Origin of the sequence: Micromonospora sp. LOL_024 (assembly GCF_048060415.1) — a bacterium.
GTDB lineage: Bacteria > Actinomycetota > Actinomycetes > Mycobacteriales > Micromonosporaceae > Micromonospora.
Genome location: NZ_JBHMIS010000004.1, coordinates 235,778 through 249,380, shown reverse-complemented (window position 1 = coordinate 249,380; position 13,603 = coordinate 235,778). Strand labels below are relative to the sequence as shown.

Annotated in this window: 11 protein-coding genes; 2 read left to right on the top strand and 9 right to left on the bottom strand. The window is 69.6% G+C overall.

Going from position 1 to position 13,603, the window contains the following annotated elements:
* Positions 1-29: 29 nt before the first annotated feature.
* The 4 genes from nudC to ACFHWY_RS08290 form a co-directional block, all read right to left on the bottom strand.
* Complete coding sequence (gene nudC, locus ACFHWY_RS08305) at positions 30-950, bottom strand: NAD(+) diphosphatase (RefSeq protein ID WP_416579520.1); 921 nt, start codon at positions 948-950, stop codon at positions 30-32.
* 124 nt (positions 951-1,074) lie between these two features.
* Positions 1,075-1,278, bottom strand: a complete 204-nt coding sequence (locus ACFHWY_RS08300; RefSeq protein WP_092376630.1) for a cold-shock protein — start codon at positions 1,276-1,278, stop codon at positions 1,075-1,077.
* A 708-nt stretch (positions 1,279-1,986) separates the two neighbouring features.
* Positions 1,987-3,549 carry a glycoside hydrolase family 43 protein gene (locus tag ACFHWY_RS08295; RefSeq protein WP_416579519.1) on the bottom strand — a complete coding sequence of 521 codons (1,563 nt, stop codon included), beginning with the start codon at positions 3,547-3,549 and terminating at the stop codon, positions 1,987-1,989.
* Positions 3,546-4,286: an IclR family transcriptional regulator gene (locus ACFHWY_RS08290; RefSeq protein ID WP_416579518.1), complete on the bottom strand. Its 741-nt coding sequence runs from the start codon at positions 4,284-4,286 to the stop codon at positions 3,546-3,548. The genes ACFHWY_RS08295 and ACFHWY_RS08290 overlap by 4 nt, the downstream gene beginning before the upstream one ends.
* A gap of 46 nt (positions 4,287-4,332) precedes the next feature.
* Here ACFHWY_RS08290 and eda point away from each other — a divergent pair, with 46 nt between their 5' ends.
* Together eda and ACFHWY_RS08280 are read left to right on the top strand one after the other, a co-directional pair.
* Complete coding sequence (gene eda / locus ACFHWY_RS08285; RefSeq protein ID WP_416579517.1) at positions 4,333-4,971, top strand: bifunctional 4-hydroxy-2-oxoglutarate aldolase/2-dehydro-3-deoxy-phosphogluconate aldolase; 639 nt, start codon at positions 4,333-4,335, stop codon at positions 4,969-4,971.
* The gene (locus tag ACFHWY_RS08280; RefSeq protein ID WP_416579516.1) at positions 4,968-6,080 is read left to right on the top strand and encodes a sugar kinase; all 1,113 of its coding nucleotides are present in this window, start codon (positions 4,968-4,970) and stop codon (positions 6,078-6,080) included. Before eda ends, ACFHWY_RS08280 begins: the two co-directional genes overlap by 4 nt.
* A gap of 25 nt (positions 6,081-6,105) precedes the next feature.
* Here ACFHWY_RS08280 and ACFHWY_RS08275 read toward each other — a convergent pair whose 3' ends face one another.
* Genes ACFHWY_RS08275 through ACFHWY_RS08255 form a run of 5 tightly spaced genes read right to left on the bottom strand, consistent with a single transcriptional unit; the run spans position 6,106 to position 13,420 of the window.
* Positions 6,106-8,199, bottom strand: a complete 2,094-nt coding sequence (locus ACFHWY_RS08275; RefSeq protein WP_416579515.1) for an alpha-galactosidase — start codon at positions 8,197-8,199, stop codon at positions 6,106-6,108.
* Between the two features lie 5 nt (positions 8,200-8,204).
* Positions 8,205-9,539: an ABC transporter substrate-binding protein gene (locus ACFHWY_RS08270; protein ID WP_416579514.1), complete on the bottom strand. Its 1,335-nt coding sequence runs from the start codon at positions 9,537-9,539 to the stop codon at positions 8,205-8,207.
* Positions 9,540-9,582: 43 nt separating this feature from the next.
* Positions 9,583-10,476, bottom strand: coding sequence for a carbohydrate ABC transporter permease (locus ACFHWY_RS08265; RefSeq protein WP_416579513.1), 894 nt, complete (start codon positions 10,474-10,476; stop codon positions 9,583-9,585).
* Positions 10,473-11,402: a carbohydrate ABC transporter permease gene (locus ACFHWY_RS08260; protein ID WP_416579512.1), complete on the bottom strand. Its 930-nt coding sequence runs from the start codon at positions 11,400-11,402 to the stop codon at positions 10,473-10,475. Before ACFHWY_RS08260 ends, ACFHWY_RS08265 begins: the two co-directional genes overlap by 4 nt.
* Complete coding sequence (locus ACFHWY_RS08255; RefSeq protein ID WP_416579511.1) at positions 11,399-13,420, bottom strand: beta-galactosidase; 2,022 nt, start codon at positions 13,418-13,420, stop codon at positions 11,399-11,401. Before ACFHWY_RS08255 ends, ACFHWY_RS08260 begins: the two co-directional genes overlap by 4 nt.
* Positions 13,421-13,603 lie beyond the last annotated feature (183 nt).

Here is a 13,603-nt window from a genome sequence, read left to right as displayed (position 1 = left end):
CCGGGGCGTGGCCTGAGGTGGGTGGCCGGTCAGGCCGGTGCCAGGCCGGCCCAGGAGCGCAGCAGCCGCCCGCCGATGGAGTCGACGGGACCTGAGCCGGGACCGTTGACTATGCGTTCGACGATCTCGGTGCGGGTGAACCACCGCGCCTCCACCAGCTCCGCCCCGTCGACGGCGATCGACTCGTCGACGGCGCGGGCGACGAATCCGACCATGAGCCCGGCCGGAAAGGGCCACCCCTGTGAGCCTCGGTAGGTCACCTCACCGATTGTCACCCCGGCCTCCTCGGCGACCTCACGGCGCACGGCACCCTCCAGGCTCTCGCCGATCTCGACGAAGCCGGCCAGCAGGGAGAAGCCGTCCACGGCGGCGCCGTGATGGCGGGCCAGCAGGCAGCGTGGTCGCGGGTCAGGGCTCTCCACCAGCACGAGGACGGCCGGCTCGATCCGGGGAAACAGCTGCCTGCCGCACGTAGGACCGCGGCATATCCGCAGGTGCCCGGCGTGGGCGCTCGTGGTCGCCGCGCCGCAGGTGCCGCAGTACCGGGTGTGCCGGTTCCAGTAGAGCAACCCTCGGGCGTACGCCAGGGTGGCGGCCAGCGGCGCGGGCAGTGTGCCGGCCAGGCTTCGCAGGTCGACGCTGGCGTGCGCGGCGCCGAGCCGTAGCGCCTCGGCCTCCTCGGCCTCGCTGAGGTCGGCGGCGAAGATCGCGGTCGGGCCGTCGAGGCCCAGAAGGGTGCTCTGGCCGGCGGCCGCCACCACGATGCGGCCCGCGGCTCCGGTGAGCGTGGCGGGCCGGCCGGCGGTGGTCAGCAACGGTCGGTCGCGCCACATCGGGAGCACCTGGCTGTCGTCGCGCCGGAGCCGATCGGCGACCCAGTCCGGGTCGGTGCGCAGACTCGCGGCCCGGTCGTGCGGCGTCGCGGAGTACGCCAGCCCGTTGGAGATCATGTCCTGATCGTGCCCGATGAATCCGGCGTGAGAAACAGTCGGCGCGAAATGAAACGAACTCACATGGGAGCACGGGTACGGCCGTCCGCTGAACCAGTCGGACCGCCGTACCCGCTAAATGACGTCAGAGTGGGCGAATGTTCTCCGCCTGCAGACCACGCTGCCCCTGGGTGACTTCGAATTCCACCCGCTGGTTTTCCTCCAGGCTGCGGAAGCCGCTCGCCGAGATGGCCGAGAAGTGGGCGAACACGTCGTCACCGCCCCCGTCCTGGGCGATGAAGCCGAAACCCTTGTCCGCGTTGAACCACTTGACGGTACCCGAAGCCATGTCTTCTCCTCTGCAGGCTCCTGAGACGCCGCATCGTGCGGAGTCTCGTGTCGCTGTGTTGATCGCCCGCGTCCGGAAAGGACGAAACAAAAAGGCGCCCGGGGATTCGGATACCCATCAGGCGCCAGCAACGTCTACGGAAACCAAAACTGCAACGTGGTCACCGTAGCACGGAAATCCGTGGGCGCAGCGATTTGTCGACATCGCCATCGTGTCGTGCCGGCGTACGGAATCGTGCTGTCGTCCCTGGCGACCACACCGCCTCGGTGCAGGAAGAGCCCGCGTGAGGGGAGGCGGTTTTGAAGTGGACGGGACGCGCGCACCGGTGACGAGGCGTGGGAGTCCCGGCACGAGCTGGCTGGCCTGGCGGCAGCACCGGGTCAGGCGCGGGGGAAATCCGGTGTAGAGCGCCGACCGAGCGGTGGGTAGTCGCCCGTCGGTGGTGCTCGGCGACGCCAGAGCTCCGTGGAGCGAAGCCGGATGATGGACGGTACGCCGAACAGCGCCAGCCCGAGGCCGAGTCCCGCGTCGACGTATTTCGAGAACAGTAGGACCGCCAGTAGGACCGCCTATCGACTTGCGTCAACCACCCAGGGGTCTGCCCGATCCCGCGACGGGTCGTTGCGGCGGCGAGCCGTCGACCGGAGGGTGGCGTCGCCCGACCGTGGAGGCCGCTGGGTGGGTCCGGACCGACGTTGGACCGTGTGCCTAGCTCGCTGCCGCCGGTGTCGGACGGTAGTCGAACCAGTCGAAGGCGGCGCTACCCTCGGTGACGTAGAGGCCGAAGACCCGGCCGGTGAAACCGGCAGCGACCTCCGTGGACAGGTAACGTCCGTCGAGTTCGGCCAGGACGACGGGGCCGGTCTCGGTCCGTACCTCGAAGCTGACCATGTCGCAGGCGGTGGGACGTACCCCGAACGGTGCCCCGGGCGCCGTCACCTGGTCTGCGGCGGTCGCCGTCGGTGGGAGCAGGTCGTGGGTCCTGGTGGCGATCGTCAGAGTAACCGGACCGGCGGGCACCGGCCGCTCGCCGAAGACCTGGCGGAACGGCCCGACCCGGCCGACCACCCGCACGGTGCCGCCGGACACCTCAAGGTCGTAGTGATGGGCCTCGTCGATCCGCAGGGTCAACCCGGCCCGTCCGCAGCCGGGATCGACGTGCACGGCGGCGCGGCAGTCATGGTGGAGCTGCCGGCGGGCGAGGACGGTCGCCCCGGCGCGGTCGAGGGTCGTGCCGTCGGCGTGGAGGGTGAGCCAACCGGGCCGCTCGGCCAGCGACCAGGCGGCTGCCGGTCGGCCGCGTAGCGATACCCAGCCCGGCGCCAACTCGGCTCCGTCGAAGTCGTCCCGGTGTCCGCCGGGATCCGGCGCAGCAGCGTGCGCCGGCGGGCTCCCGGCTGGCGCCTTCGTGGTCTCCTCGACCGGGTCGACCACCGGCCAGCTGTCCACCCACCGCACCGGCACCAGGAAGGTCTCCCGTCCGAGCACGTGGTACGGCGGCCACTGACCCTTGGCCCGGATGCCGAGCAGCACCATCCACCAACTGCCGTCGGATGCCTGGACCAGGTCGGCATGGCCGGTCGCCTGCACCTTCCGGTCGGTGCTGCGGTTGGTCAGGAACGGGTTTGCCGGGCCGGGCTCGAACGGCCCCCGGATGCTGCGGGAACGGGCGATCGAGACGGCATGGCCAGTGTGCGTGCCGCCCTCGGAGACGAGCAGGTACCACCAGTCGCCGATCCGGTACAGGTGCGGAGCCTCCGGGTACTGCCCGCCGGTGCCGGACCACAACGGAACCGGACCTTCCAGGACGGTGCCGGCCTCCGGGTCGATCCGGTACGACTCCACCCCGGAGACCGTCATCCAGCAGTCACCGCCGTCCCAGGCGAGAGAGGGATCGACGTGCGGCAGGTCGAAGTAGACCGGGTCCGACCACGGTCCGGCCGGGTCGGTGGCGGTGACGATCAGGTGTCGGCCGATGCTCACATTCGTGGTGACCATCCAGACCCGGCCGTCGTGGTGGCGGATGGTCGGCGCGAAGATGCCGCGCGAGGCGTGCGTGTCGGCGGCAAATTCCAACTGGCCGGGACGATCGAGCACGTTGCCGATTTGCTGCCAGTTCACCAGGTCCCGGCTGTGGAAGATCGGTACGCCGGGAAAGTACTCGAAACTCGAACAGACCAGGTAGTAGTCGTCGCCGATACGGCAGACGCTCGGGTCGGGATGGAAGCCGGGGACCACCGGGTTGCGGAAGGTGGCGGAGGGGGCAGTCATAGGCAGTCGCGCAGGGCCGTGACGATCGACGCTTCGAGCTCCGGTCGTAGCCGGGTCACCGGCACCGAGACGCTCACCGCGTCGACCGCCGGCGTCGCCAGCGGCACGGCCATCGCGACGCACACAATGCCCTCGGTGTTCTCCTCACGGTCGACGGCGTAGCCGGTCGCCCGCACGGTGGCCAACGCGGCGTGCAGGGCGTCGCGATCGGTGATGGTGTGCGGGGTGAGGCGGGGCGGCGGCCAGGACAGCAACTCGTCGACCTCCTGGTCGGAATGCGCGGCGAGCAGCGCCTTACCGAGCGCGGTGGCGTGGGCCGGCAATCGGCGGCCGATGGCGCTGTAGAGGCGTAGCCGGTGCACCGACTCGCGCTTGGCCAGGTAGACCACCTGGTCGCCGTCGAGCCGGCCGAGATGCACGGCCTCCCCGAAGCGGCGGGACAACTCGTCGAGCACCCCGGCGAGCAGGCCGACTCGGTCGTCGCCGTCGAGGTAGGCGGCGCCGACCCTCAGCGCCCGCAGGCCCAGCCGGAACCGGGTGCCCGTCTCGTCGGCCTGCACCCAGCCGCGGCCGGTCAGCGTCCGCAGCAGGCCGTGCAGGCTGCTCTTGGGGATGCCGAGGGCGTGGGCCAGGTCGCCCAGCGCCCACGGGTGGGGCTGGTCCGCGAGTAGTTCGAGTAGGTCGAGAGTGCGCCCGGCCGACTTGACCGGCTGGAAATCCTCGGGCGCGGTGGACACCTGGTCACTCTAGCGAAGGAGGCGCGCCAGCGGTAAGGTCATGTACGTGACAAACGTTCACGGACTTGAACAGATGACCCTCGGTCGGGTGCTGCCTGTCGTCGTTCTCGACGACGCACGGCACGCCGACCCACTCGGCGACGCCCTGGTCGATGGCGGTCTGACGGCGGTCGAGGTGACCCTGCGTACCGCCGCCGGGCTGGACGCCATCAGGACGCTCGCGGCCCGCGGCGACCTGGCGGTTGGTGCCGGCACGGTGCTCACCGCCGAGCAGGCCGAGCAGGCCATCGCGGCCGGTGCCCGATTCGTGGTGACCCCCGGTTTCGCGCCGGCCGTGCTCCGCGTCTGCCAGCAGGCCGCAGTGCCGGTGGTGCCGGGTGTCGCCACCGCGACCGAGATCCAGATGGCCCTCGACGCCGGCCTCGGCGTCGTCAAATTCTTCCCCGCCCAGCAACTCGGCGGCGCCACGATGATCAAGGCGCTGGCCGCGCCGTTCCGTCAGGTCCGGTTCATCCCCACCGGCGGCATCACCGCCGCCGTGATCGCGGAGTACCTCGCCGTACCGGCCGTCCTGGCGGTCGGCGCCAGCTGGATGGTGGCGGCGGACCTCATCGCCGGCGAGCAGTGGGAAGAGATCAGCTCCCGAACGCGGGCGGCACTGGCTGCGGCCGGAGGTGCGGCATGAGCGACCGGCCGATCGTCACTCCCCGACCGAAGGCCGACTGCCGTTTCGACCTGGTCTCGCTCGGCGAGGTCATGCTGCGTCTCGATCCGGGTGAGGGCCGGATCCGCACCGCGCGCCAGTTCCGCGCGTGGGAGGGCGGCGGGGAGTACAACGTCGCCCGGGGCCTGCGCCGCTGCTTCGGCCTGCGGACCGCGGTCGTCACCGCGTTCGCCCGCAACGAGGTCGGCCTGTTGCTGGAGGATCTCATCCTCCAGGGCGGCGTCGACACCAGCCTCGTCACCTGGCTGCCCTACGACGGCATCGGCCGCACCGCGCGCAACGGACTCAACTTCACCGAACGGGGCTTCGGCGTACGGGGGGCGGTCGGCACCTCCGACCGCGGGAACTCCGCCGCCAGTCAACTCAAGCCGGACGACGTCGACTGGGATCACCTGTTCGGTGCGCTCGGAGTGCGGTGGCTGCACACCGGCGGCATCTACGCGGCGTTGTCGGAGACGGCCGCGCTTACCGCCGAGGCCGCCATGACCGCCGCCCACAGGCACGGCACCGTCGTCTCCTACGACCTGAACTACCGGCCGAGCCTCTGGAAGGCCGTCGGCGGCCAGGATCGCGCGCAGGAGGTGAACCGCCGGCTCGCCGGCCTGGTCGACGTGATGATCGGCAACGAGGAGGACTTCACCGCCTGCCTGGGCTTCCCGGTGCCCGACACCGACATCCACAGTGGCGCGTTGGACGCCCGCAACTTCAAGGCGATGATCGAGGCGGTCGTCGAGGCGTACCCCAACTTCAAGGTCGTGGCGACCACCCTGCGTGGCGTGCGCAGCGCGACCGTCAACGACTGGGGTGCCGTGGCCTGGGCGGGCGGTGCGTTCGCCGAGGCCACCCACCGACCCGCGCTCGAAATCATGGACCGGGTTGGCGGCGGCGACAGTTTCGCCTCCGGGCTGATCTACGGCCTGCTGGAACGCGACGGTGACCTGGCGCTGGCGGTGGAGTACGGTGCCGCGCACGGAGCCCTGGCGATGTCCACCCCCGGCGACACGTCGATGGCCAGCGTGGCCGAGGTGGAGGCGCTGATGCGGGGGGCCGGAGCCCGCGTGCAACGCTGACCCGAGCCGGCCGTGCCCGCCCGGCTCACCCGTCGGCCTCGGCGCTGTAGAGCATCGCCTGGGCGGGGGCGAGCAGTGGTGCAGGCAAACCCACCTCGGCCAGGACCCGGCCCGGCAGGGTCACCCCACCGGACCGCAGCCACGCCGGGGCCGCCTCGCCGACGGTGCGCACCGGCGGGCCGAGCGGGAGCGGGCGTACGGTGTAGCGGCGCTGCGGTTCAAGCCCGGGGAAGCGCAGTGGCGCGGGCAGGCCTGACTCCGGCGGCGCGAGCGTGGCCAGAACGTACACGCCGCAGTCGCCGTGGGCGTCGACGACGCCGTACAGGTAGCGGCCCAGTCGGTCGTCGTCGGCGCGGACCAGCGTACCGGTGTGCAGCAGGTGCCGCAGCTGCTTGTACCGCACGATCCACCGGGCGATGTCGGCGCGTTCGTTGGGGGTGGTCCGGGTCAGGTCCCACTCCACGCCAGCGTTGCCGAGTAGCGCGGTGGCGAGACGGAAGCTGAGATCCGACGCACGGCCGGTGATGTGGGCGGTGGTGTCGCCGAGGTGCCCGCCGAGGTACTCCAGTGGCACGAGCACGCTGGTCCACCGCTGGATCCGCTGGCGTTCCAGCGGGTCGTTGTTGTCGGAGGCCCAGACCCGGTCGACCAGCGGCAGGATGCCCAGGTCGATTCGGGCGCCGCCGGAGGCGCAGCTCTCGATGTGCAGGTGGGCAAAGGCGTCCCGCAGCGCCGCGAGCAGTCGGTACACGGCTTTGGTCTGCCGGTGGGTTGCGCCCTCGTGCAGCAGATCGCGGTTGTGGTCCCACTTGAGATAGCCGATCGGGTATTCGGTGAGCAGCGCGGTGAGCCGTTGCAGGACGTAGGCGTAGGCATCGGGATGAGTCAGGTCGAGCACCCGCTGCCAGCGCCAGGTCGGCGAGTCCGATGGACCGAGCACCCACTCCGGGTGGGCACGGGCGAGCCGCGAGTCCGGGCTGACCATCTCCGGTTCCACCCACAGCCCGAAGTCCATGCCACGCTGGTGGACCCGGTCGACGAGCGGGCCCAGCCCGGCGGGCCACCGATCCTGGTCGACGTACCAGTCACCGAGCGCCCGGCGGGGGTCGCGGCGTCCGGTGAACCAGCCGTCGTCCAGCACGAAGCGCTCCACCCCGACCTCGGCGGCCAGGTCGACGAGCCGGTCGAGCCGGTCGGCGTCGTGGTCGAAGTAGACCGCCTCCCAGGTGTTGAGCACGACGGGAGCCGGCCGGCGGGCGGGCGCGATGTCCCGGATCCAGGCGTGCAGGCGAGACGAGAGGCCGTCGATGCCGGAGTCGGACCAGGCGGTCACCGCCCACGGGGTGGCGTATTGCTCGCCGGGGGCGAGTCGCATCTCGCCGGGTGTGAGCAGCTCGCCGCAGCCGAGCACGGTGTGGCCCAGCGGGTGGCGCTCCACCCAGCTGCGCTTGTCGCCGCTCCACGCCAGGTGTGCCGCCCAGATCCGCCCGGACCGAAACCCGAAACCGGGCGTGCCGACCATCATCAGAAACGCGTCGTTGTGGCCGGGGCGACCGTGCCGGCTCTCGCGGCTCCAGAGCCCGTCGCGCACCCGAGTGCGCTGCGGCCGGCGTTCATAGGCCCACACGCCGGTGAAGTCGAGGATCTCGCTGGCTTCGGTGGGCACCGGTAGCAGCACATCCAGCGAGGCGAGCTGGAAGTCGTCCGCGCCCTCGTTCCGAAGCCGGTGACGGACGCGCAGCACACCCTGCCGGGTCAGTTCGATATCTGTGGTGAGGCGCAGCCGGCCGTCCTTCGTCTTGAGATCGAGGACCGCCGCCGTCGCCGAGCGTTGCACCTGCACCAGGCGCAGGTCCGGCACGGAACCGCCCTCGTCGCGCCGGTGTCCGGAAATCGCCGGCCGGCCGCTCCAGCCCTGCGCCACGGTGGGTAGCAGCGACAACCGCAGTGGCACGTCGAGGGCGCTCGAGGGCACCGCCGGCACGGCGGCGTCGGCGAGCGCGGCCAGCGACGGCTCATTGAGATCATCGAGGTCACGGCCCCAGTGCACCACGACGGGGTACGCGCCGCGGGCGTCCAGCACCAGGCTGGCACCCGCGGCGCGCAGGTAGACGAGCAACTAAGCTACTCCTTCACCGGGATCGCCTGCGACTTCAAGGCGTCGACGGTAGACGATTGGGTGGCCTTCAGCGCGTCGGAGAGGGTGCCCTGGCCTGAAACGGCGGCCTTGAACCCGTCGGCAGCGTCGGCGTACGTCTTGGTCATCAACGGGCCCCAGACGAAATTCGGGGAGACCTGCACGGAGGCGTCGGCGAACACCTCGTAGATCTTCTGGCCGCCGTAGAACTCGACGCCCTGGCTGAGCGCGGGCAGGTTGGCGCCGGCCTTGCTCGCCGGGTACAGGTTCGCCTTCTCGTTGAGCAGGATCAGCGCCTCGGTGGAGGTGTTCAGCCAGAGCGCGAACTTGGCCGCCTCGTACGGGTGCTTGGAGTTCTTGAACACGGCGGTGGAGGAACCGCCCCAGTTGCCGGCGGCCTTGTCGCCGGTGGTCCACTGCGGCATCGGCGCGACCGCCCAGTTGCCGGCGGTCGACGGTGCGCCGCTGGCGATCGAGTTGGCGCCCCACACCGCGGAGATCCACGTCCAGGCCTGGCCCCTGTCGTAGGCGCTGTTCCACTCGTCGGTCCACGGCGGTACGGCGGAGACCAGCTCGCGGTCGATCAGGTCCTGCCAGTACGTGGCGACCTGGGTGGTCTTGTCGTCGGTGAGGCTGACCGTCCACTGGGAGCCGTCGTTGCTGAACCAGCTTGCACCGGCCTGCCAGGCCAGCCCGGCGAACTGGTTGACGTCGCTCTGGGAGAAGTTGGTGATGTACCCGCCGGCGGCCTTGACCCTCTCCGCCGCTGCGGCGTATTCCGCCCAGGTGGTCGGCACGGCGATGTCGTTGGCCTTGAAGAGGTCGGCGCGGTAGAACAAGGCCATCGGGCCGGCGTCCTGCGGGATCGCGTACACCGAGTTCGGCTCGCCGAAGGTCACCTGCCCCCACGTCCAGTCGACGAAGGTGTCCCTGGCGTCGGTGACGATGTCGCAGCCGGCGAGGTTGGTTAGGCCGTCCTGCACCCGGAAGCTGGGCAGGGTGTCGTACTCGATCTGGCCGAGGTCCGGGGCGTCGCCGGCCTTGAGCTGGTTGAAGAAGTTCTGGTAGGTGCCGCCGTTGCCGTTCGGGCCGGTCTGCACTGTGACCTGGATGTCGGGGTTCGCATCGTTCCAGACCTTGACCACGTCCTCGATCCCTGGGATCCAGGAGGTGAAGGTCAGGTCGACATTCCCGGTCGACGGCGCGCAGCCGCCCGCGGCGGGCGCCTCGTCGGCGTCGGTGTTGTCGGTGCCCGAGGCGCAGGCGGCGAGGGCCAGGGCGGAGGTCAGCAGGATGCCGACACTGCGGAGAGGACGATTCATCGGAGGATCCTTTCGGGGGGTTGTTCGCACGAGCGGTGATTGGTCACTTGAGGGCTCCGGTGGCGAGGCCGTTGCGCCAGAAGCGCTCCAGCGACAGGAAGGCGACGATCAGCGGGGCGACCGACAGCAGCGCGCCGACGAGTACCAGGCCACGTAGTTCGGGTATCTGGTTGATCTGGGTGTTCCAGGTGTAGAGGCCCAGGGTCACGGGGAAGAGCCGCTGGTCGCCGAGCATGATCAGCGGTAGCAGGAAGCTGTTCCAGACGGCGACGAAGTGGAACAGGAAGATGGTGACCAGACCGGGGAACATGAGGCGGCCGGCGACGGTGAAGAAGGTGCGTACCTCACCGGAGCCGTCAATGCGGGCGGCCTCCAACAGATCGTCGGGCACGCTCGCTCTGGCGTAGATCTGCGCGAGGTAAACGCCGAACGGGTTGACCAGACTCGGCAGGAAGACCGACCAGAAGGTGTTCGTCGCGCCGACGTAGCTGAAGATGAGGAACAGCGGCAGGGCGAGCGCGGTGGCCGGCACGAGCACCCCGCCCAGCACGACGTTGAACAGCGTCTCGCGGCCGGGAAAGCGGTACTTCGCCAGCGCGTACCCGCACATGGCCGCCAGGAGGGTGCCGAACAGTGCGGCGCCACCGGTGTACGCGACGCTGTTGAGCATCCAGCGGACGAAGACGCCGTTGTCGTAGGCGAACAGCGCACGGATGTTGTCGGCCAGCGCGACGTCGGCGAACCACAGTGGGTTCGTGCCGGTGAACTGCGACCGGTTCTTGGTCGCGGCGACGACCAGCCACCAGACCGGCACCAGGACGTAGACCGCGCACACGCTCAGGATCAGCATGGCCGCCGAGCGGGTGAAGATGCTGTCGCGGGACGCGGTCGACTCGTCCCGGTCATGACGTCGGCGTACGGTTCTGGTGAGGCTCACCGCAATCCCCTCCGCTGCATGAGTTTGAGGAACGTGAAGGACAGCACGAAGGTCGCCAGTGCCAGCACGACGGAGAACGCGGCGGCCAGGTTGAAGTTCGGGATCGACGAGGTCGAGTAGACCGTCATGTTGGGGGTGTACGTGCTGGACACCGCCGAACTGAAGCTGCGGAAGACCTGGGGTTCGGCCAGCAGTTGCAGGGTGCCGATGATTGAGAACACGGTGGTCAGCACCAGGGCCGGCGACACCAGCGGAATCTTGATCGACAAGGCGATCCGGGCCGGTCCCGCGCCGTCGAGCCGGGCGGCCTCGTAGATCTCGGTCGGGATGGACATCAGATACGAGTAGATAATGATCATGTTGTACCCGACATACACCCAAGTCACCACGTTGGCCATCGCCCACAGCACGAAATCGGCGGAGAGCAGGTCGACGTTGCTGGTCACCGCAGTGAAGGGGGAGAGGTTCGGTGAGTACAGGAAGCCCCACATGATCGCGGCGACGATTCCGGGGACCGCGTACGGCAGGAAGAAGGCCAGCCGGAAGAAGCGCCCGCCTCGGGCCAACCCGGAGTCGAGTAGCAGGGCGAGTAGCAGGGCAATGCCCAGCATGACCGGCACCTGCACCACGCCGAACAGCAGCACCCGCCCGATCGACCGCCAGAACGGCCCGTCGGAGAACACCCGCTCGTACTGGGCCATCCCGCCGAAGACCTCGTGAGCCGGTCCGAACAGGCCGGTGCGTTCCACCACGTACAGCGACTGCACCATGGCGTAGCCGACGGGCAGGACGAAGAACAACGCGAACAACACCCCGAAGGGCAGGAGGAAGAAGGTTACGGCGCCTCGGTGTGCGGTGCGTCGCCTGCGCACTGGGGGGCGCCCGTCCGCGGCGCGTGCCGCGTCGGTACCGGTGGTGACAGTCATGCTGACTCCTCGCGAATCACCCGGACGTCGCCGGCCGGGACCCGCACCAGTCCACGCACCACGTCACCGGTCACCAGATCGATGCCGGCGGCGGTGTACTGGATGTCGGCTGTGCCGTGGTTGATGACGAACAGGTAGCTGCGCCGGTCGGCGCGGCGGCGAACCACCTCGACCGAACCGTCGCCCTCGGGACCCAGCGGCCGTACGCCGGCCATCCGGATCGCCTCGCGTACCACGTCGCGTAGCGCGTCGGCACGCAACTCGGTGGCCAGGTACCACGCGGTGCCCGCGCCGAAGCTGTTGCGGGTCACGGCGGGAACGCCGGTCACCGGTCCTTCGACGTACCGGGCCACCGGATCTGCCGTGGTGACCCGCAGCCGCTCGGCCCACAGGCGGGCCCGGGCTCCGGTGTCGAGGGACACCTCGACTTCCGGCAGCAGCGGCACGAACTCCTCGACCGTGACGCCCAGCAGGTCCCGGAACGCGCCCGGATAGCCGTCCAGCCGGATGCGGTCGTCGTGATCGACGATGCCGCTGAAGAAGGTGACGAGGACGTGGCCGCCCGCCGCGACGTACGCCTCGATGGCCGCCGCCTCGTCGTCGGTGACCAGGTGCAGGCACGGTACGACGACCAGGCGGTACCGGTCCAGGCGCGCGGTCGGGGCCACCACGTCGGTGGTCACGCCGAGTTCGCGCAACGCCCGGTACGCGCGATGCACCTGGTCCAGGTAGGTGATTGACTGGGATGGACGGCTCTCGCCCTCGGTCGCCCACCAGGACTGCCAGCTGAACAGCAGCCCGACCTCTGCCTCCACCGTACTGCCGGCGACTTCGTCCAACCGGTTTAGGGCCGCCGACAGTCGCAGCACCTCGCGCCAGGTCGCGGTGTCGGTGCCGGCGTGCGGAAGCATCGCCGAGTGGAACTTTTCCGGCCCCTGTGCCGAGGCACGCCACTGGAAGAAGCACACGGCGTCGGCGCCCCGGGCGACGTGGGTCAACGAGTTGCGCAGCAGTTCGCCCGGCGCCTTGGCCAGGTTGTGCGGTTGCCAACTCACCGCCGACGTCGAGGACTCCATGAGCATCCACGGTCGTCCGGTGGCGAGCCCTCGGGTGAGATCAGCGGCGAAGGCGAGTTCGGCGGTGGGCTCGCCGAGACGGTGGTCGAGATAGTGGTCGTTGGCGACGAGGTCGACCTCCGGCGCCCACCGCCAGTAGTCCAGGTTGCGGATGTGGGCGGTGACCATGAAATTAGTGGTGATCGGCTTGGTGCTGTGCCGGCGCAGCACCGCCACCTCGTCGCGGTAGTAGTCCAGCAACTCGTCGGAGCTGAAACGGTGGAAGTCCAGCGTCTGACTCGGGTTGCCGGCCGACAGCGCCAGCCGGGGCGGTTGCACCTCGGACCAGTCGCCGTACCGCTGACTCCACACCGTCGTCCCCCACCGGTCGTTGAGCGTCTCGATGGTGCCGTAGCGCTTCTGTAGCCAGCGGCGGAACGCCTCGGCGCTCTCGTCGCAGTAGCAGTGGGCGTTGTGGCAGCCCAGCTCGTTCGAGACGTGCCAGAGGGCAACGGCGGGGTGCGCCCCGTACTGGCGTGCGACCTCATCGACCAGGGCCAGGGCGCGGCGGCGGAAGATCGGCGAACTGGGACACCACGCCTGACGGCCACCAGGGTAGCGCCGGGTGCCGTCCGCGGCCATGGGCAGGATTTCCGGATGGCGGGTGGTTAGCCAGGGCGGTGGTGATGCGGTCCCGGTACCAAGATTGATCCGGATGCCATGCCGGTGCAGCAGGTTCACGACGCGGTCGAGACTGTCGAAGTCGAATTCGTCAGGCCGGGGCTCCAGGTGTGACCAGCCGAAGATGTTGATGGCGACCAGGTCCACGCCGGCCTGCCGCATCAGGCGTACGTCCTGCTCCCAGATGGTGGGCGACCACTGCTCCGGGTTGTAGTCGCAGCCGAGGGTGAGGCCGACGACCGGTGTGGGTGAGGCGGCGGTCCGCTGCGGTGGCGAGGTCATCGGCTGCTCCGGACCGGAATGTGTGCACGTGCACACATTGCCGTGTGATTGCTGACGGTTAACAAATGTGTGAACGTGCACACACTAGGTATGTCGTTGTGTCCCGGTCAAGGTCCGTGCATGATCACGTTTCGGTATCATTGCTGGTAGCGGCAGTGCCGCCCGGCCACACAAGGCGGTTGC